Source organism: Thermogemmatispora sp. (assembly GCF_019683635.1).
Classification (GTDB): domain Bacteria; phylum Chloroflexota; class Ktedonobacteria; order Ktedonobacterales; family Ktedonobacteraceae; genus Thermogemmatispora.
The window spans coordinates 58,271-75,981 of sequence record NZ_JADGIA010000001.1; the positions used below are offsets into that span (position 1 = coordinate 58,271).

Annotated in this window: 14 protein-coding genes and 1 tRNA gene; 8 read left to right on the top strand and 7 right to left on the bottom strand. The window is 60.0% G+C overall.

What is annotated here, in order from left to right:
* Nucleotides 1–137: 137 nt before the first annotated feature.
* The 7 genes from IRZ31_RS00225 to IRZ31_RS00255 all read left to right on the top strand — a co-directional run bounded on the left by IRZ31_RS00225 (nucleotide 138) and on the right by IRZ31_RS00255 (nucleotide 9,682).
* A tRNA-Leu gene (locus IRZ31_RS00225) sits at nucleotides 138–222 on the top strand.
* Nucleotides 223–868: 646 nt separating this feature from the next.
* Nucleotides 869–2,344: a trigger factor gene (gene tig / locus IRZ31_RS00230; RefSeq protein ID WP_297148279.1), complete on the top strand. Its 1,476-nt coding sequence runs from the start codon at nucleotides 869–871 to the stop codon at nucleotides 2,342–2,344.
* Nucleotides 2,345–2,395: 51 nt separating this feature from the next.
* On the top strand, nucleotides 2,396–3,676 hold the full coding sequence (gene clpX / locus IRZ31_RS00235; protein WP_297148281.1) for an ATP-dependent Clp protease ATP-binding subunit ClpX: 1,281 nt from the start codon (nucleotides 2,396–2,398) through the stop codon (nucleotides 3,674–3,676).
* A 462-nt stretch (nucleotides 3,677–4,138) separates the two neighbouring features.
* Nucleotides 4,139–6,790 (top strand): endopeptidase La, encoded by a 2,652-nt coding sequence (gene lon, locus IRZ31_RS00240; RefSeq protein WP_297148283.1) that lies wholly within the window; start codon nucleotides 4,139–4,141, stop codon nucleotides 6,788–6,790.
* Between the two features lie 487 nt (nucleotides 6,791–7,277).
* Entirely contained in the window at nucleotides 7,278–7,844 is a 567-nt protein-coding gene (locus IRZ31_RS00245) for a DUF4870 domain-containing protein (RefSeq protein ID WP_297148287.1), read from the top strand.
* A gap of 257 nt (nucleotides 7,845–8,101) precedes the next feature.
* Complete coding sequence (locus IRZ31_RS00250; protein WP_297148288.1) at nucleotides 8,102–8,677, top strand: hypothetical protein; 576 nt, start codon at nucleotides 8,102–8,104, stop codon at nucleotides 8,675–8,677.
* A gap of 369 nt (nucleotides 8,678–9,046) precedes the next feature.
* Nucleotides 9,047–9,682: a hypothetical protein gene (locus IRZ31_RS00255; protein WP_297148290.1), complete on the top strand. Its 636-nt coding sequence runs from the start codon at nucleotides 9,047–9,049 to the stop codon at nucleotides 9,680–9,682.
* 166 nt (nucleotides 9,683–9,848) lie between these two features.
* Here the strand turns inward: IRZ31_RS00255 and IRZ31_RS00260 are convergent, their stop codons facing one another.
* The 7 genes from IRZ31_RS00260 to IRZ31_RS00290 all read right to left on the bottom strand — a co-directional run bounded on the left by IRZ31_RS00260 (nucleotide 9,849) and on the right by IRZ31_RS00290 (nucleotide 16,671).
* A complete protein-coding gene (locus tag IRZ31_RS00260) occupies nucleotides 9,849–10,244 on the bottom strand; it encodes a MerR family transcriptional regulator (RefSeq protein ID WP_297148292.1) in 396 nt (131 codons plus the stop codon).
* 400 nt (nucleotides 10,245–10,644) lie between these two features.
* Complete coding sequence (locus IRZ31_RS00265; RefSeq protein ID WP_297148294.1) at nucleotides 10,645–11,646, bottom strand: J domain-containing protein; 1,002 nt, start codon at nucleotides 11,644–11,646, stop codon at nucleotides 10,645–10,647.
* Between the two features lie 375 nt (nucleotides 11,647–12,021).
* Nucleotides 12,022–12,729, bottom strand: coding sequence for a nucleotide exchange factor GrpE (locus tag IRZ31_RS00270; protein WP_297148296.1), 708 nt, complete (start codon nucleotides 12,727–12,729; stop codon nucleotides 12,022–12,024).
* 287 nt (nucleotides 12,730–13,016) lie between these two features.
* Nucleotides 13,017–14,039 carry a segregation/condensation protein A gene (locus IRZ31_RS00275; protein ID WP_297148297.1) on the bottom strand — a complete coding sequence of 341 codons (1,023 nt, stop codon included), beginning with the start codon at nucleotides 14,037–14,039 and terminating at the stop codon, nucleotides 13,017–13,019.
* Nucleotides 14,040–14,247: 208 nt separating this feature from the next.
* The gene (locus tag IRZ31_RS00280; protein WP_297148299.1) at nucleotides 14,248–14,823 is read right to left on the bottom strand and encodes a hypothetical protein; all 576 of its coding nucleotides are present in this window, start codon (nucleotides 14,821–14,823) and stop codon (nucleotides 14,248–14,250) included.
* A 23-nt stretch (nucleotides 14,824–14,846) separates the two neighbouring features.
* Nucleotides 14,847–15,578, bottom strand: coding sequence for a site-2 protease family protein (locus IRZ31_RS00285; RefSeq protein ID WP_297148301.1), 732 nt, complete (start codon nucleotides 15,576–15,578; stop codon nucleotides 14,847–14,849).
* Between the two features lie 169 nt (nucleotides 15,579–15,747).
* Nucleotides 15,748–16,671 carry an MBL fold metallo-hydrolase gene (locus IRZ31_RS00290; RefSeq protein ID WP_297148303.1) on the bottom strand — a complete coding sequence of 308 codons (924 nt, stop codon included), beginning with the start codon at nucleotides 16,669–16,671 and terminating at the stop codon, nucleotides 15,748–15,750.
* A gap of 280 nt (nucleotides 16,672–16,951) precedes the next feature.
* On the opposite strand from IRZ31_RS00290, the gene IRZ31_RS00295 reads away from it, so the two are divergent.
* Nucleotides 16,952–17,692 (top strand): LppX_LprAFG lipoprotein, encoded by a 741-nt coding sequence (locus IRZ31_RS00295; RefSeq protein WP_297148305.1) that lies wholly within the window; start codon nucleotides 16,952–16,954, stop codon nucleotides 17,690–17,692.
* Nucleotides 17,693–17,711: the final 19 nt, after the last annotated feature.

The window sequence follows — 17,711 nt, forward strand, 5'->3', positions numbered from 1 at the left end:
ACTGATAGCCCCCCTGATGTATCATCACTCAGGTGAGAGCGTTTCATCCCCTTACCAGACAGCAGGGGTGTGGGAGCGAGGAGCTGCACCCCTGAAGCACGACGGCTGGCAGTGTGGAAACGCTGCAAGGCCAACATGGGCGGTTGCTGAAACTGGTAGACAGGACGGACTTAGGATCCGTTGGTGCAAACCGTGAGAGTTCGAGTCTCTCACCGCCCACCATCGCAAAGGTCCCGGAGTCACCTGCAGCGGGGGTGGCTCCTTCCATTCGCCAGCGGAGCGGAGCGCCTGCTCGCGGTGGCACGGACAGGACAAGGCAAAGCAAGCAAACGGCATGAGGGCTGGCGGGTACGCAAGCTTTATCTCAGGCCCGAAGGCGGGGGAGAGGGAACTCTCTCAGTAGAGGCCGGGTGGCTGATCAGCGAGCTTGCCTACTCAGCAGGCCCGCGCAAGATAACAAGCTACCATCAGGCTCCCCTGAGCGCCACTTCCCGCTGCGGTTCCCGTTTTGTCGTCCTGGCGGGTGAAGAAGCGAAGCAGACTGCATTCCAGGTGGCCGATGGGGCGGAGGTTGTCGGAAAGAAGAGGGTGCAGGTTGGCCAGAGAAGACAGCTCGCCGAAGCTTGAGAAGCGAGCGCGTCGAGCAAGTAGCCTGCTCAGCGACTCGATGGGTGCAGACTGAGGAGTGGCATAGCGGGATAGTCCCGCGCCGATCGCTGTAAGACCAGATTTGTCTGTCGCGCCTTGTTCTGTTGTGCCCTGTGTCGTCACATCAGATCACACCGCTCAGCCAGTCAGAGGGACAGACAGGCAGGCGACATGCCAGGCGGCACGTACGTACGATGATGATGCTTGTGTTGGAGGAACAGTGAAGGTCACAGTTGAGAAATTACCGACCAGCGAAGCCATCCTCGATGTAGATCTCACCTGGGAAGAGGTGGAGAAGGCTTCGGATAAGGCTTATCGTAAGCTGGTGCAGCAGGTTGATATTCAAGGGTTTCGTCGGGGCAAAGCTCCCCGCTCCTTGCTTGAGCGCAAATTGGGCAAGGAGTACATTTATCAGGAAGGTCTTGACGACCTGATCAGCGAGGCCTACCGCCAGGCGCTCACGGAGCACCAACTTACCCCGCTCGCGCAGCCGGAGCTGGATGCGCCCATGTTTGAGATGGGGCAGCCTTACCATTTCCGCCTGAAGGTTCCCATCCTGACCCCCGTGGAGTTGGGTGACTACCGCTCGTTGCACTTTGAGGATGAAGAGGTGATGGTGACGTCGGAGGAGGTTGAGCGGGAACTGGAGGCGCTGCGCAACCAGTATGCCAGCTGGCAGAAGGTCGAACGCCCTGCCCAGATTGGGGACCGCGTCACGGTCGATCTCAAGCTGACGGTCGAGGGGCGCACCATTTCCGACTACAAGGAGAATCCCTTCGAGCTGACCGAGAATCGGCCCGGTCTCTTCGCCGGCATGGATGAGCAAATTGTTGGAATGCAGGTCGGCGAGAGCAAGAGCTTCACTCTGACCATCCCCTCCGACTATGGCAATGAGGAGCTGGCCGGCAAGGAGGCCCACTATGAGCTGACTCTCCGTCAGGTCGAGGAGAAGGTGCTGCCCGAGTTGGACGACGCCTTCGCCGCGCGCGTTGGCCAGTACGAAACCCTGGAGGACCTGCGCAAGGTCATCAGCGATGCTATCCAGGATCGCAAAGAGCGGCAGAAGCGCCAGGAGCTGCGCGATAAGGTGCTGGAGGCCGTTGTGGCTCAGTCCAACATTGTCCTCCATCCGGTTCTGGTCAAGGAGGAGGTTGAGGACATGTTGCACGAGCTGTCCCATATGTTGGAGAGACAGCGCATGTCGCTCGATCAGTATCTCCTGCTGATGCGCAAGAGCCGCGAGGAGTACATGAAGGAGCTGGAGCCGGATGCGGAGAGACGCGTCAAGCAGCAGCTGGTCCTGGATGAGGTTGCCAGGCGGGAGGGAATCGAGGTTACGCCGGAAGAAGTGGAGGGCGTTTTCCGCATGTATGCCCAGGCGGGGCAGCCGCTGCAGCGCAGCGAGGCCCAGGTGCGGGCGCTGATCATCACGCTGCGGCGCGAAAAAGCGCTTTCGCGCCTGGTGGAGCTGGCGACACGTCCGGCGGAGGAGACGGAGCAGCAGCAAGGTGGGGAGAGTGGAGAGCAACCGCAGCAGCCAGAGGAGACGCAGCAGAGTGAGGCCACTGCAGCTCAGGCAGAGGCTACCGGGCCGGAGCCGGAGGCCGGGCAGACCGATGAGGCGACGTCTTCCTCTCCTGCTACAATAGTAGTAGAAGACGCGGGGGCGCCGGCTGACTCCGGAGGCCAGCAGTAAGACTCCAGCCAAGACTCAAGCGTCGTAATTGAGGGAAAGGTAACAACGGACGTGGCAAACTCTAAGAATATTCGTACAACCTATCGCTGCTCTTTTTGCGGCAAGAGCCAGGATCAGGTTCAGCGGCTGATTGCCGGCCCGTCAGGGGTCTATATCTGCGACGAATGCATTGACCTGTGCCGGGAGATCATCGAGGAGGAGCAGGCCACCTTTAGCAAGCCGCGTCTTCAGACCGGGAAAATCCCTACCCCGAAGAAGATCTATGAGCAATTGAGCCAGTATGTGATCGGGCAGGAGCGGGCCAAGAAGACGCTGGCGGTGGCCGTCTACAACCACTATAAGCGCATTAGCGTGGGGATGCAGATCGATGACGTGGAGCTGGGAAAGAGCAATATTCTGCTCATCGGCCCCACCGGCTGCGGTAAAACCCTGCTGGCGCAGACGCTGGCCAAAATCCTCGATGTGCCCTTCTGCATCGCCGATGCCACGGCCCTCACAGAGGCTGGCTACGTGGGCGAGGATGTGGAGAACATTCTGCTGCGCCTGATCCAGGCTGCCGATTTCGATGTAGCGCGGGCCGAACGCGGTATCGTCTACATTGATGAGATCGACAAGATTGCCCGCAAGTCTGACAATCCCTCGATCACGCGCGATGTCTCCGGCGAAGGTGTGCAGCAGGCCCTCCTGAAGATCATCGAGGGCACCATCGCTAATGTGCCCCCCCAGGGTGGCCGTAAGCACCCCCATCAGGACTTTATTCAGATCAATACGTCGAATATTCTCTTTATCTGCGGCGGCGCCTTCGAGGGCCTCGACAAGATCGTCGAGCAGCGCCTGGGCAGCAACCGCACCATTGGCTTCAAGAAAACGGTGGCCGAGTCTGAGCAGCGCGCTCAGGAGTCCGTGCTCGCCCAGGTCATTCCAGAAGACCTGCTCAAGTACGGGCTGATCCCAGAGTTTATCGGACGCCTCCCCGTGGTGGTGGCCCTCGATAACCTGGATAAGGAGGCCCTGATCCGCATCCTGACAGAGCCGAAGAATGCGATTGTAAAGCAGTATCAGAAGATCTTCCAGCTCGATCGCGTCGAGTTGGTCTTTACTCCCGATGCGCTCGAAGCTGCCGCGGAGTGCGCGCTTAAGCGCAAAACCGGTGCGCGTGGCCTGCGCAGCATCATCGAGGATGTACTCCTTGATGTGATGTACGAGATCCCTTCGCGCGCCGATGTCAAAAAGGTGATCATTAACGGCGATGTTATTGCCCAGCGGCATAAACCGCTGCTTGTGACACGCAGCGAGCGCTCTGCGGCCTATTCCGAGGATGAGTCTGCATAACGCAGACTCATCTGTTTTTCTCTAGCTTTGACGAATTGTCTGCGTGATGGTAAGCGGTGGCCCGGTCAAGCACGAGGAGAAGACCAGAGTGGGGCTGTAGGGAAGCGGTGGAAGGTTGTGGCGGCAGGAGAGGAAGGACCCGTTCCTGGCCTGGAAGCTGGGGATGAGGTGCTGGCGGGTAGCCTCTTCTGGTTGCCGCTCCCGCTCGCTCCGACTTCTGTGCCGATGGCGGGAGTAGTCAGGAGTGGCTGCCTGCGATGGATGCAGCCGATCAGCAGCAGAGACCCCTCTGTGGATCTCTCGCAGCCTGCCCATTCCTGCCCGCCTGCTGCTCGCTGCCATTTGTCTGAGTACTGAGCCGCTTGCTTCTCTTCTGTGAGAAAGCTCTCGCAAAAATCAACAATTATCCTGTTATAGTCTATATAGAGAAGAGAAATAATAGATAGTAGATAGGCGGAACTCATGAATGAGCAGCAACACCCATCGGTGGAGCCAGAGACGATAGAGGTCTATCCGCTGGTAGCGCTCAAAAACATGGTTGTCTTCCCGCGCACGCGTATGTCCCTGGCGATTGCGCGCGAGAAGTCGGTGCGGGCTGTCGAGGAGGCGCTGTTACGTGCTGACCGCATGCTGGTCACGGTCGCGCAGCGTTCGTCGGAGATTGAAGATCCCCAGCCTGCGGACCTCTATGGCTGTGGTGCTCTGGTTGAAATTGTCACCGTTCATCGTCAGGCCGATGGGAGCCTGCAGGTGCTGCTCAATGGCCTGCGCCGTGTGCGCCTGTTGGAGTTTCAGGATCTGGAGCCGTTCATGCGGGTGAGTGTGGAGGTGTCTCCTGAGCCACAGGTGCAGGGTCCCCAGGCTGATGCTCTGGTGCGTCATGCCACCAACCTCTTCGAGCATTATGCCCAGCTCAACCGTCGCTTCTCGGTCGAAGATATCAATTCGATTGTGGCCATTAAGTCCCCGGCTCGTCTTGCCGATATGCTGGCCGCCCATGTGGTGAGCGATGTTGTCCAGCAGCAGGATCTGCTGGAGACCTTTGATCCCCTGGCCCGCTTAGAGAAGGTCTGCGTCTTTATCGGCAACGAGATCGAGATTCTGGAGCTGGAGTCGGTGATCCGCAATCGCGTGCGCTCGCAGGTGGACCGCTCGCAGAAGGAGTTCTATCTGCGCGAGCAGCTGCGCGCGATTCAAGAGGAGCTGGGCATGGAGACGCCTTCGGAGGCCGACGAGCTGCGCGAGCGCTTGCGCCAGAAGAATCTGCCTCCCGAGGCGGCGGCCAAGGTGCGTAAGGAGATCGATCGATTGGAGCATATGCCGCCGCAGTCGGCGGAGATCGCCGTGGTCCGCTCGTATATCGACTGGATGCTCGCCTTGCCCTGGAACGAGCGCACGGTGGATAGCTTCGATCTGGAGCGCACGCGCCGCATTTTGGATGAGGACCACTACGGCCTGGAGAGCATCAAGGAGCGCATCATTGAGTTTCTGGCGGTGCGCCAGCTGCGCCTGCAGCGCGCCAGTGAGCAGGGCCAGCCCCAGCGTGGCAGCCAGGGGCAGATTCTCTGCTTCATCGGCCCGCCCGGCGTCGGCAAGACCTCCTTGGGACAGTCGATAGCTCGCGCCCTGGGACGCAAGTTTGTGCGCATTGCCCTGGGAGGGGTGCATGATGAGGCTGAGATCCGGGGTCATCGCCGCACCTACGTGGGCGCTCTGCCCGGGCGGATCATCCAGTCGATGAAGTCCGCGGGTGTGCGCAATCCGGTCTTTCTGCTCGATGAGATCGACAAGCTCTCGTCAGAGTATCGCGGCGACCCGGCGGCGGCCTTGCTAGAGGTGCTTGATCCCGAGCAGAATGCACAGTTCGTGGACCATTATCTGGAGGTCCCGTACGATCTCTCCGAAGTCTTCTTTATCTGTACCGGCAACGTCAAATACCAGATCCCGCGCCCGCTGGCTGATCGCATGGATATCATTGACGTTCCCGGCTACATGCTAGAGGAGAAGGTCAATATCGGCCTGCGCCACCTGCTGCCGAAAGTCCTGGCAGAGCATGGCCTGACTCCGGAGCAGCTCAAGATCCCGCGCTCGGTAATGGAGCGCATCGTGACGGACTATACGCGTGAGGCTGGTGTGCGCAATCTGGAGCGACAGCTGGCCGCCATCTGTCGCAAGGCTGCGCGCCGTATTATTGCTCGCCCCTCCACCCACCTGCGCCTGACCACTTCCTCGCTAGAGCAGTACCTGGGTATGCCCCGCTATTCGACGCCGCCACTGAGTATGCGCATGCAGGTTGGCGCGGCGATGGGCCTGGCTGTGACCGAGAATGGGGGCATTCTCTTGCCAGTGGAGGTGGTGACGATGGCGGGCAAGGGCGACCTGCTGATTACGGGCCAGCTCGGCGATGTGATGCGCGAATCGGCCATTGCGGCCCTGTCGTACATCCGCTCGCGGGCCACTGAGCTGAACATCGATCCCAATTTCCAGGACGTCACGGATTTGCATATCCACCTGCCGGAGAACGCCATTCCCAAGGATGGCCCATCTGCAGGGATCACGATCGCCACGGCTCTGATTTCGGCCTTGACTCGCCGCCCGGTACGCGGCGATGTGGCCATGACCGGCGAGATCACCCTCCGGGGCCGGGTGCTTGGCGTTGGTGGCCTGAAAGAGAAGATCCTGGCCGCCCACCAGGCCGGCCTGCGCCATATTGTGGTGCCTGTGGAGAATAAAAAGGACCTGATGGAGATCCCGGCCCGTATCCGGCAGCAGATGCGCTTTACACTGGTGGAGACGATGGACCAGGTGATCGCCGCAGCTCTGGCCGAGTCTTCCACTGGCGAGACTGAAGCCGATAACGACAGCCATACGCTAATCGAGCCTCAGCCGCGTCCTTTACATGTCGATGAGCGCCTGCCTGCTTCACGTGGGCGCTCGCGCTCGCGTCACGCTGCGATTGAGAACCGACGCAGTGAAGAGCAGGTCCATCAGGGAGAAGAGAGCCAGGAGCAGCCATCGCTGATTCTCCCCGTTCAGGAGGATCAGGCCGCCGATGTGCCACAGGCCCAGCTTGGGGCCCGTGCTTCGGATGAAGGTCCTGAAGGGGAGGCTTGAGCACTGCTCTCCCTTCCTCCCACCCTGCTTCTGACCGCCAGCCCCTATCTTGATCCTTTAGGAATCACTCTGTAGGACGTTTACTTTATATGGGATCTCTGTGCGACGCTGAGTCGTCCGAGCAAAGAAGGATGGCTGCCCATGATGTTCCTGTCGTGTCCACATCCTGGTGGTACTGGAACGCAGATCGGCCTGCTGCCCTACTGCGCCTGTTTAGCAAGCAAGCTCCACCTCTAATCGTATCAGGGTGAGGGGTGGAAGTGCCGAGAAGGGAGAGCAGAAGGAGAAGAGTGATAGAAGGGAGAGTAATCGGCCAGTAAACAAGTGAAGAAGGCGTCCAGAGCAAGCGACTGGCCAGAGCGGCATTGGACAGGGCTGCCTGATCTCTTGGTGATCCTGTAATTGCACACTCGCTCCTATGGTGATAGCGCAGAGTTCCTAACATTACAGTTCTCTCTTGAAGAGAGAAGAAAGAGGGGCATTAACAATGAGCTGGAATCCTACTCCTGGTCAGGACCCCAATCAGCCGGCTGGTGGTCAGTACGAAGGATACTCCTCGCAGCCAGGTGGGGCCTATGGTCCCCCTCCCAATAATCCTTCCTATGGCGGTTCACCATCTGGTGCTGGCTATGGGCAGGCCCAGTACGGTCAGCAGCCCTATGGAATGAGTGGAGCAGCAGGCACCCTCGGTCCCACCTCAATGGGAATGGAGGCCAACGTAGCCGCCGGCCTCAGCTATCTGGTGGGTTGGATCACTGGGTTGATCTTCTACCTCTCAGAAAAGCAGAATCGCTTTGTGCGCTTCCACGCCATGCAATCGATCATCTGGTTCGCGGCTTTAACCATCCTTATAATAGCCCTGGACGTCCTGGGGATGATCCCTTTCGTGGGACTGTTGACCTTCTGCTTAAGTGGGCTGGTGGGCCTGGTCGGCCTTGTTTCCTGGATCTTTCTCTTGGCTATGGCCTTCCAGGGGAAGTACTTTAAGTTGCCCATCGTCGGCGACTACGCTGAGCGCTATGCGAATACGATGCCCGCTGGTGGCGGCCTCTAAGCCGGTCTGCTCAGTGCCACACTGATGAACCCTTCAAGGGAGAAGGAGAGCGCCCTGGCGCTTTCCTTCTCTGCATTACAGCGGCCTCTCTGACGGACTGGCTTTGTTCCTCTCGTACGGCTGCTCTCCTGCCTGATGTCGCTCGCTGATCCTGCCCTCTCCAGGTCCCCTACAACTCTGGCCGTTCCCTGTGCGTAATAACATAAGGAGAGTAATAAACAGAGGCATTTTCATTATCAAAGAGTGAGTGCAGAGGGATGAGCTGGAATCCAAATCCACAAGAACCGACACCGCCGCCCTATGAAGACCCTCAGCAGCCGTATCAGGGCTACCAGTATGGTCAGCGCTATAGTGGCGGCTACGGTCAATACAGTCAGTATGGTCAGCAGCAGCAGCAGCAGTACCGTCCTGGCCAGTGGGGCGGACCGGGTTACTCGTTCGCCGAGAACGCGGCCATTGCCGCTGAAGCCAATGCACCGACTTCCTCTGGCTTGCCTGCCAATGTAGCAGCGGCTCTGGGCTACCTGCTCTTCTGGCTGAGCGGGCTGATCGTCTTCGCGACCGAGAAGCGCAATCGCTTTGTGCGCTTCCACGCCATGCAGTCACTGATCCTCTTTGGACTGGTCACTGTTGTCGTCTTAGCCTTACGGTTTATAGGCTTCATTCCCGTGATTGGCGCTCTTGCTGGTTTTCTGAGCGCGCTGATTCAGCTGCTGGCTATCCTTGGCTGGGCTGCCTTAATCGTCCTGACCTTTCTGGGACGCCATATACGCTTGCCCGTCATTGGAGACTATGCCGAGCGTTACAGCGGCCCGGCTGGCCCTGGCTTTTGAGAGATGAGCGTGGAGGCAGAAACGGCTCGCGGCCAGCAATGACCAGCCAGTCCTCTTCGCGATCTGCCGACTGGCGGCGGAGCTGCCCGCGGCGTGACGGTCGAGCGCCACGCCAGCTCAGCCCAGCCAGGGGTACAACCCTTCTCTGCAGTCCCACGTAATATGGAAGACAGGCAGAGGACTCTGAGTTGATGGGCTTGACTGAGGAAAGAGAGACCTCACCTAGCCTGGTCGTGGCGTCCTCTCTCTATTGCAATCGAGTGCGGTGCCCTCCTGGGGAGGGGCGCGGATCTGCCGTCTTCCCTCTCCAGGAATGTAGCCGCTTCCCTGAATGCAGAGCAGGCCAGAGAGCAGGAGTAGTGATTAACTATGAGTTGGAATCCAAACCAGCAGCCGGCGCAGGGGCCAGAATCAGCACAACCCCAGCAGCCAGGCCCTGGCTATGGGGGATATCGGGGATACGGCAGTTATCAGCCTGGCTCGGGCAGCCCCCCCTATAGCTACAATCCCTATGGCCAGCAGCAGCAACAACAACAGCAGCAGCAGCAGTATTACGCCTATCAGCCCCCCTCCAGCGTCACGCGTGCTGCCAGTGTCTTTGATCCCACCACGCTGAAGATGGATGCTAAAAGCGAGGCTCTTCTGAGCTACCTGTTCTGGTTTTTCACTGGCATCATCATCTTTCTGGTGGAGCGCAAGAATCGTTTTGCGCGTTTTCATGCCGCACAATCGATCCTCTGGTTTGGAGGGCTAACCCTCCTCTTTGCCCTGGTGAGGGCTATCGGGCTTATCCCGGTACTGGGCACCCTCATTCTCGCCCTGCCCATCAGCTGTGCCACCGGCGTGATCCTGGTGGTTGGAGGACTCTCCTGGCTCTTTCTGATGCTGATGGCTTATCGTGGTTCCTACTTCAAGCTGCCAGTGGTCGGAGATTACGCGGAGCGCCTGGCAAGCCTCTTCATGAAGAAGCCGGCACAGCCTACGCCGCCCGCTCCCACTGCCTGACAGGAGGGAGGAGCGCGAGAAGGCCGTGGGAGACGCGCCGCGAAAAACGGAGGCATGGCAGTCTCACAGCGAGGCAGGCGGACAGACAGTCTTGGCCTGTTGCACCCCTGGAAGCTCCACGGGCCTGGGGAAAGAGAGTGGCTCTAGCAGGGGCGCCTGCCTCGCCTCATGAAGAAGACGAGGGCGAAGAAGGCGAAGACAGCCCCTGCTGTAGGCGCTGAATAATCTCTTTGAGGCGGCGCGTCTCCGCCTCGTGTTGCTCGCGCAGCCGGGCGATCTCCTGTTCCATCTCCTGCTGCATTTGCTCCATGCGATCTTTCATATGGAGAATCGCCTCTACGCCAGCCAGATTCACCCCCAGATCACGCATGAGCCGGCGAATGTGGATCACGCGCTCGATATCCTTATCGGAATAAAGGCGTGGGCTATGGGGGCTATTGCCTTTCCGGGCAGGAGAGATCAGCCCGAGGCGCTCATAGTGGCGTAGAGTTTGTTCATGCACCTGGGCCTTCTCCGCGGCGACGCTAATGATATACCAGGCACCATCCTCTCGCTCCGGCACGGTACCTCCCTCCTTCCTTCCTAGTGCTCAGGCCGTGCCTGGCCGCTGCCGGGCCTGCTCTCTCAGTCTACTTGAGCATGAGCCAAGCAGAGAGGAGAGCGGCGGGCGAGCAAAGCTGTCTGGCCAGCCTGCCATGCTACGTGAACGCATGAGCGTGTCAGTCAACTCGCTCGGTGAAGACGGGTGATCGCGCGAGCCTGCGAGCGATCACTGCAGACGATCAGAACGATCATCGGGTCATCGTCAGCCTATGGAACCAGCGATCAAACCGGGCGCATAGACGTCGCCCCGGTCCCGGACGCATCAGGCCGTAGGCGAACGACCAGTAGAGCTGCTGGCTGACTGCTGGTTGATAGCTTGGGGCGATCAGGCGAAATGAGTCAGGGCGAGCACCGGCTGATCAGGTGGCCGAACGAACCTCGACGTTGCGCGTGCGAGCCAGCTGTTCGAAGAGCTGACGCTCCTCATCTGTGAGATGCATGGGAAGCACCACCCGCACCCGCGCGTAGAGATTGCCCTGGCCCTCGCTCCGCAGGCGGGGCATGCCTTTGCCCGCCAGGCGGAAAAGCCGCCCGTTCTGGGTTTCCGGTGGAATGGTCAGCATCAGCTTCCGCCCGTCGGGGAGAGGAACGAGTGCCTCTCCGCCCAGCAGGGCCTTATAGAGATCAACATCGATGTCCAGATAGAGATCGTCACCACGGCGTTCAAAGACCGGATCGGGCTTGACGCTAATGATCAGGTAGAGATCGCCGCGTGGCCCGCCGCCGATGCCGGGTTGGCCCTCACCAGCGACGCGGATGCGCGAGCCATTGTCTACGCCGGGAGGGATCTTGACCTGGAGTTTCTTACTGCGCACGACCGTGCCCTGAGCGCCGCAGGTTGCGCAGGCCCGTCCATGTACCTCGCCGATGCCCTGGCAGACCGGGCAAATCTCGGTCGACTGGATGTTGAAGGTGCGCGTACCACCGGTATAGGCTTCACGCAGTGTCACCTCGACCGGCTGCTCGATATTGTCCCCGGCGCGCCGCCGGAACTCCTGGCGTGGCGTGCGGGCGCTACGCCCGAAAAGCGCCTCGAAGAAATCGGAGAAGCCACTGTTGCTATCGAAATCGATCGTTGAGGAGCGACCGCTGCCATAAGGATAGGAGCGCCGAAAGCCCGAAAAATTGGCGAACTGATCCTGCCAATTGGGGCCGAGCGCATCGTACTTGCGCCGCTTCTCCGGGTCAGAGAGCACCTCGTACGCCTCATTAATCTCCTTAAACTTCTCCTCGGCGAAGCGGTCACCCGGGTTCACATCGGGGTGATATTTGCGGGCCAGCTTGCGAAAGGCCTTCTTAATCTCATCGGAGCTGGCCCCGCGAGCAACGCCGAGGATCTTGTAGTAGTCTTTATATTCCATCTGCCCGCCCCTTTGTACGTTAAGAGCTGCTGGCTCTGATGGCTAGCTTGCCAGCTTCTGCCAGCGCGCTTGCTTGCGGAGCCACTACGGGTCTATCAGCTTTGGGAAACCCTACCACGTTCCCACCGGCCTGTGACCATCTCTGGCAAGGTCTGGCCTGGAGTCGAAACCGAAGTTGCAGGGAAAGGCCGCCTCTCTCTCTAGCTGTCTGCCTGTCTGCCTGCCCGCCCGCTCGCCTGGCCGAGAAGGAGCAATATGCGCTGGCACAGCTCGCTTGCTCGTTGCTTTCATCGTGTCCAGAGGACTCTGATAGTCAGGCTCGGCTGGCGTGAGCTGCATGGCCTTGGATTGGGCCTTCCCCTGGCGGTCGCCGATTCAGGCCTCTCCCTGTTGTTCGCGCTCCTTATTGCTAGCGGCCACCGTCACCTTAACGCGGGCAGGGCGCAGCGTTTCATCGCTCAACTTATAGCCCTTACGGACCTCCTCTACAACGATGCCCTCCGGCTTCTCGCTGTCCTCGACGGCCTCGACCGCCTCATGGATATAGGGGTTGAACTGCTCGCCCACGGTAGGCACTGGGGTCAGGCCCTCACTGCGGATCAGCTCATTCATCTGCCAGGCCACCAGGCGCAACGTTTGCTGCAGGCCCTGGCGGTCCAGGCTATCCTGATAGGCCAGCGCGCGATCCAGGTTATCCATCACCTCAAGCAACTTATTCAGTAGAGCCTTCTTCTGCTGCAGGACGCGATCGGCAATCTCGCGCTCACGCCGCTTGCGGAAGTTTTCCAGATCGGCGCGCTCGCGGACAAACTTGTCCCAGTTCTCACGAGCTTCCTGGCGAGCCTGGGCGAGCTGAGCCGCCAGATCAGCAAGTTGGGCCTCCAACTGAGCGATGCGCTCCTCAGGCGTGGGAGTAGGCTGCTCCTCAGCGGTGGCGGCAGGCGTCTCTGCTGGCTCGGCTGGTGCTGCAGCGGCAGTGGCTTCCGGCTGCTCCTTTTGGGGCGTCTCAGCCGCCGGTTCCTGACCTTGGGGCGTTTGCTCAGGCTGCGGCCTCTCAGTAGTTTCCCTGGGTTCGTCCGTCATAACAACACTCCCCTCGTGCATGCGTCTTGAGTCTATCTAGAATGGCACAGGGCGCAGCTCTAAGCCGCACCCCGCCAGCGGTCCTCTCTCGTTTTTGCACGCTTGCGCTAAAGCAAGCACTCTATCCAGGGGATTTACTATTGTTTTAGTATAAATTTTGAGCCTGCTCTTGTCAAGTTATGAGACGAACGAACCAGCAACCAGTCTCATTGCCGCTTGGCCGCTAAGGGGCAGAGAGAGGCAAGGAAAGGCAAGCCCAGGGGGTGGGTCTGAGCCAGGAAGAGCGGCTAGTCGCTCTCTGCCAGCGCCTGGGTCGATTCCTCCTGCTCTGTCTCGTCCTCCTGCCAGCGTGGTCCGCGTTCGAGCAGAATCGGCCCGAAAAGAGTTTCCTGGCGGACACTGATGCGCTCGTGTTTCCACAGATCGAGCATGGCCAGAAAAGTCACCACGATCAACAAGCGCGAAGCGCCTGGCTCTAGCAGGTCGCTCAACCAGAGGCGCGAGGTTGTGCGCAGACGAGCGGTGATGACCGCTATGCGCTCGCTTACGCGCACGCGTGCCACGGGGAGCACCAGGCCCCCGTTGGCCTCTGCCTCGGCGCGGCTGCGTGTCTCAAGCAGACGGCGAAAGCTGCGCGCGAGCGCCTCGACCTCCAGGCCGGCTAAGGTTGGAGGAGTCCAGGCCAGTTGGGCCTCAATACCAGCCAGCAAGCTGGAGCGTCCGTACGTCTGGAGGCCCGCCTCCGCTCGCTGACGCAGGACTGAGGCGATCTCTTTAGCGATCTTATATTCCTTCAAATGGCGCTCCAGCTCGGCGGCCATTTCCTCGGCCTGGCGGGTCTCTTCCGAGATCTCCTGGCGCGGATTGCGCGGCAAGAGGCTTTGCGATTTGATAAACAGCAAACGAGCGGCGATAGCGACGAAGGCGGCCATGTTCGCAAGGGGCAACTCCTCCTCGTGCCAGCGGCGCAAATAGGCCAGGTATTGATCTGTGACGGCTACCAGGGAGATGGTGGTGATCTCCATCTGGCGTTTCTCGATCAGGTAGAGCAGAAGCTCCAGAGGCCCCTCGAAAACCGGCAGGCGCACGATGTAGCCAGTCTGAGGCAATCCCCAGAGTTCGGAGGCTCCCTGTAGAGGAAACTGGGGGGCCCGCTCTTCGGGCTCCCTCGCCTGCGGCGTGGCCTGCTCTGGCTCCTCCTGCTGGCTTTGGGTCTGAGTATTGCGGGGCCTGGGCGCTGTGCTGGCCAGAGGAAGAGAGGAAGTGGCCGCTGCCTGCGCCTGTCTGTTGCGCTCCTTGTCCTGTGTCATGCCGGCAAACCTCGTTTGTGGTGGGTGGCCTATGGCTGGCTGCTCACTTCCAGCACTGTGCGGCGCCAGGGCTGATCACAGCGGGATGGAAGTGAGTTGAACTGCTCTGGACCTCATGGACCTGGGCAAGGTCAGTATAGAAGGAGACAGAAGCCCGGTCAATGCCTTCTCCTGGCCAGTCAGCCAGCGTTCTATCTCACCTGGCTAGCTAGGATTGCTCATCAACCCGGTGCAGCTCGGCGGCAGGCCCATCGGGCTGGTGGTGCGTGCGAATATAGAGTACCGTGCGTTCGGAGAGGCCGACCTGAGCGGCAAGAGTGGCCCCAATGTCAGCGTGCCACCAGGCGTAGCCGAGCGCCTGTCGCCAACGGGGCAGCTCTGGCCGCGGATAGACTGCCATACGTGCCAGCAGGCGGGGAGCGAAGTGTTTGCCGAGCACAATCACGGGCCGTGTCCAGAAAGGCACGCGCCCATTGCCCTTGCCCACATCGTGCAGGAGCGCGGCGATCAGCAGCTCCTGATCGTGGCAGCCGCTCGCCAGCAGGCCGCGGTAGACGCGCAGGCAGTGGGCCTGATCTGCGAGCGACATGCTCTCAAAAAGAGCAAGTGCAGCAGGAGGCAGGATAGCCGCCAGCTCAGCGCGCTCGGCGCTGCTCAGAGGACGAGTGGGACCAAGCTGGGCCCAAACCTGCTTGAGGCGATAGCCAATACGCCCAAATTGCAATAGACCGCGTGGTCGCTGTGGCCTGGCCCTCACGCTCTCCTGACGCTCTGTTTCCTCCATTGGCGCTATGTCCATCTCCCGACTCAGAAGCTGTAGATTTGCGCAATGTTGGTGGAGGTCAGATTGGTCACCAGGCCGGCCAGGAAAAAGGCCCCTTCACGGATATAGTCGGGAATATGGGCCAGGAAAAAGCCGGGCATCTGGGCAAGCTCGGCGATAAAGGGGACGATGAAGAAAAGCGCCAGGATGATCAGAGGACCCCAGGGGCCGGAGCGTGCGAACTGCAGGGCCTGGCGTGTTGGGAGCAGGATATAGACAATCTGGTAGCCATCAAGCGGGTAGACTGGCAGGATATTCAGGATGGTCAAAGCCAGGTTAGTGCAGCTGAAGACCATCAGGAATTGCGGTATGCGCAGCAGCACTGCATTTTCCGAGACCAGCGGGTAGACGAAGCGCGCGATCACAGCAAAGACCAGGCCCACTAGCAGACTAAAAATCGGGCCAGCCAGAGCAACCAGCAAGGGACCGCTGGTGCGTCCACCGCGCAGCTTCCAGGGATCGGTCTTCACTGGCTGACCCCAGCCCAGGCCAACCGGTCCAAAGACGATGGGCATAAAGGCCAGGATCAGGCACAGCAGCGTCCCAAGCGGATCGAGATGGCGGCGCAGGCGCAGTGTATAGCGTCCCTCGACCCGGGGCGTTGGATCGCCGAGCCAGATCGCCATTTGGGCATGAGCAAACTCGTGCAGCACAATGGCGATCAAAAATGAAACGACGATCATCAACGCCAAAACCACATTGATTTTCGTCTCCATCGCTTTCCTCGTTGTCGATATCGGATCTCTGTGCAGGCTCCGTAGAGGCTGGCGTTTGACTCCAGGCGCTTCTGGCCAGGGAGATCTTCCAGTGAGCTGCTGATTTACCGGCCTGGTGCCTCTGCTTCAGGTGCTCAGCCTCCCTCGGGTGACAGACTGACATGGGCTTTTATGGGTTGACCAGCAGGTCGATCTCCATCGCTTCTCGGGCCAGGCGCGACCGGCTGAACTGCCGGCGAGTAGCAGACTCGATGCGTTCCAGCTTCTGGTCATCGTAGGTTGGCTCGTGGTGGAAAAGGACCAGCTCGCGTACCCTGGCCAATTGCGCCACTGTAGCCGCCATCTCATAGGTACTATGGCCGAAGCCGCGCCGCGAATGGCGATAGTCCTCGGGAGTATACTGAGCATCGTGGATGAGGAGATCGGCCCGTTCCAGGAAAGCCAGCATCTCGCTCTGGTACTCCTCTCCCCATTCCAGATCAGTGGCGTAGATCAAGCGCCGCCCGGCGTGTTCGATGGCGTAAAGCAGCGAGCCATTCTGTGGATGGAGGGTCGTAAACCGGGCATGAACGCGGACCTCCGTCGGTAAAGGAGGCGGCTCCCAGGCAGCCTGATTTTCTTGCAGCAAGAGCGGCTGCTTGCAACCTGGTTTCCAGATGATCCACATGTTATCTTCCAGAGTGTAAAAAGCTCGCTGCGATGGTAGCTGACGAATATCGACAGGAAAGTAGGGTGGCGACATGACGGGTACAACAAGCCCTTCGACATCACGTCCAGCAAGGCGGGGGCCAAAGAAGTCGATGCTGACCGTTGGTTCATAGAGAGGAGCGAAGAAAGGCAGTCCAAGCAGGTGGTCGCCATGAGCGTGAGTGATCAGCAGAGCGATATGGAGCGCATTGCCGTTACTGCGCCGCAGCAGCGAATCGCCCAGGGCGATAATGCCGCTGCCGGCGTCCAGCACCAGTGTACGCCCACTGACGTCCACCTCGACGCAGGCGGTATTGCCACCGTAGCGCAGCGTCTGTGTTCCTGGTACCGGGTAGCTGCCGCGCACGCCCCAGAAGCGAACACGGAAACGCGGCTTCTCAGCCATCAGTTGCTCCTTCGTGCCTGCTGACGTATTGCCTGTCGTTGCATGGTAATTATAGCTTGCGCTGCTCTCCTTGAAAAGGGCTGCTCTTCCTGAGCGGCAGGGTAGCTTGATCAGCGGAGCGGAGCCAATGGCGGCGGCAGGCCGGGGTCATCGATCGCGGACCCGGGGGAAGGAGAGAGGCCGTTGCCTTACCTTCCGCCATCATAGCTGGTACAATCCTTAGCAGAAGCATAGGACGAGGCGGAGCATGCACCATCAGAAGACACAGGTGTCGAAGCATATGAATGTAGCAAGAAGCGTGCCTTATGAAAGGAGAGCAAGGGGAGCCGGAGCGGGCCATCGAGGGTGGTTGTCGGCGGTGGCGACCCTGAGCGCTCTGCTCATGCTGGCTGCCTGCGGCGGTAGCTCAGCCCCTGATGCGCGGCAATTGCTCGCCGCGTCCCAGGCGGCCATGCAGAAGGTTCACTCCTACCATTTCAATCTCAAGGTTGAGCATCCTGGCAGCGGCGCCACCCTGGTCATCCAGAGCGCCGATGGCGATCTGGTCGTTCCCGATCGCTTGCAGGCCGATGCTGGCGCCCTGGTGCTTGGCTCGCTGGTGCAGGTCAAGATCATTGTGGTGGGCGGACAGCAGTATATGACCGACCCCATTACGGGGCGCTGGCAAACCATCAGCGGACTGCCTGATCCCCGCGTGCTCTCTGACTCGCGCACTGGTATCGCCGCCCTTTTGGGGCAGATTCGCAATCCGTCTACACCCAGCGAGAGCAGCGTTGATGGAGTCGCCTGTTGGAACATCACCGGCAAGCTCGATGCCGCTTATCTACGCGGCCTGCTGGGCGATCAGACGCGGTCTGGCTCGCTGCTCGATGCCGCTGTCTGGATCGGCAAGAACGATCAGCTGCCGCACCAGATACGCCTGACGGGGGTGGCTGCCGATGGCGATACGAGCCAAACGGTCCGCACGTTGAAGCTCTCGAAGTTCAACGAAACCATTACGATTAGTGCGCCAGTTGTCTGACGCCTGCCAGAGCTGCTGG

What these genes read in the sequence shown, in the direction of transcription:
- IRZ31_RS00270 (WP_297148296.1), bottom strand. Translation starts at nt 12,729, where the DNA reads ATGACGGACGAACCCAGGGAAACTACTGAGAGGCCGCAGCCTGAGCAA.
- IRZ31_RS00295 (WP_297148305.1), top strand. Translation starts at nt 16,952, where the DNA reads ATGAATGTAGCAAGAAGCGTGCCTTATGAAAGGAGAGCAAGGGGAGCC.
- IRZ31_RS00255 (WP_297148290.1), top strand. Translation starts at nt 9,047, where the DNA reads ATGAGTTGGAATCCAAACCAGCAGCCGGCGCAGGGGCCAGAATCAGCA.
- IRZ31_RS00280 (WP_297148299.1), bottom strand. Translation starts at nt 14,823, where the DNA reads ATGGAGGAAACAGAGCGTCAGGAGAGCGTGAGGGCCAGGCCACAGCGA.
- IRZ31_RS00250 (WP_297148288.1), top strand. Translation starts at nt 8,102, where the DNA reads ATGAGCTGGAATCCAAATCCACAAGAACCGACACCGCCGCCCTATGAA.
- IRZ31_RS00275 (WP_297148297.1), bottom strand. Translation starts at nt 14,039, where the DNA reads ATGACACAGGACAAGGAGCGCAACAGACAGGCGCAGGCAGCGGCCACT.
- lon (WP_297148283.1), top strand. Translation starts at nt 4,139, where the DNA reads ATGAATGAGCAGCAACACCCATCGGTGGAGCCAGAGACGATAGAGGTC.
- IRZ31_RS00265 (WP_297148294.1), bottom strand. Translation starts at nt 11,646, where the DNA reads ATGGAATATAAAGACTACTACAAGATCCTCGGCGTTGCTCGCGGGGCC.
- IRZ31_RS00245 (WP_297148287.1), top strand. Translation starts at nt 7,278, where the DNA reads ATGAGCTGGAATCCTACTCCTGGTCAGGACCCCAATCAGCCGGCTGGT.
- IRZ31_RS00290 (WP_297148303.1), bottom strand. Translation starts at nt 16,671, where the DNA reads ATGGCTGAGAAGCCGCGTTTCCGTGTTCGCTTCTGGGGCGTGCGCGGC.
- IRZ31_RS00285 (WP_297148301.1), bottom strand. Translation starts at nt 15,578, where the DNA reads ATGGAGACGAAAATCAATGTGGTTTTGGCGTTGATGATCGTCGTTTCA.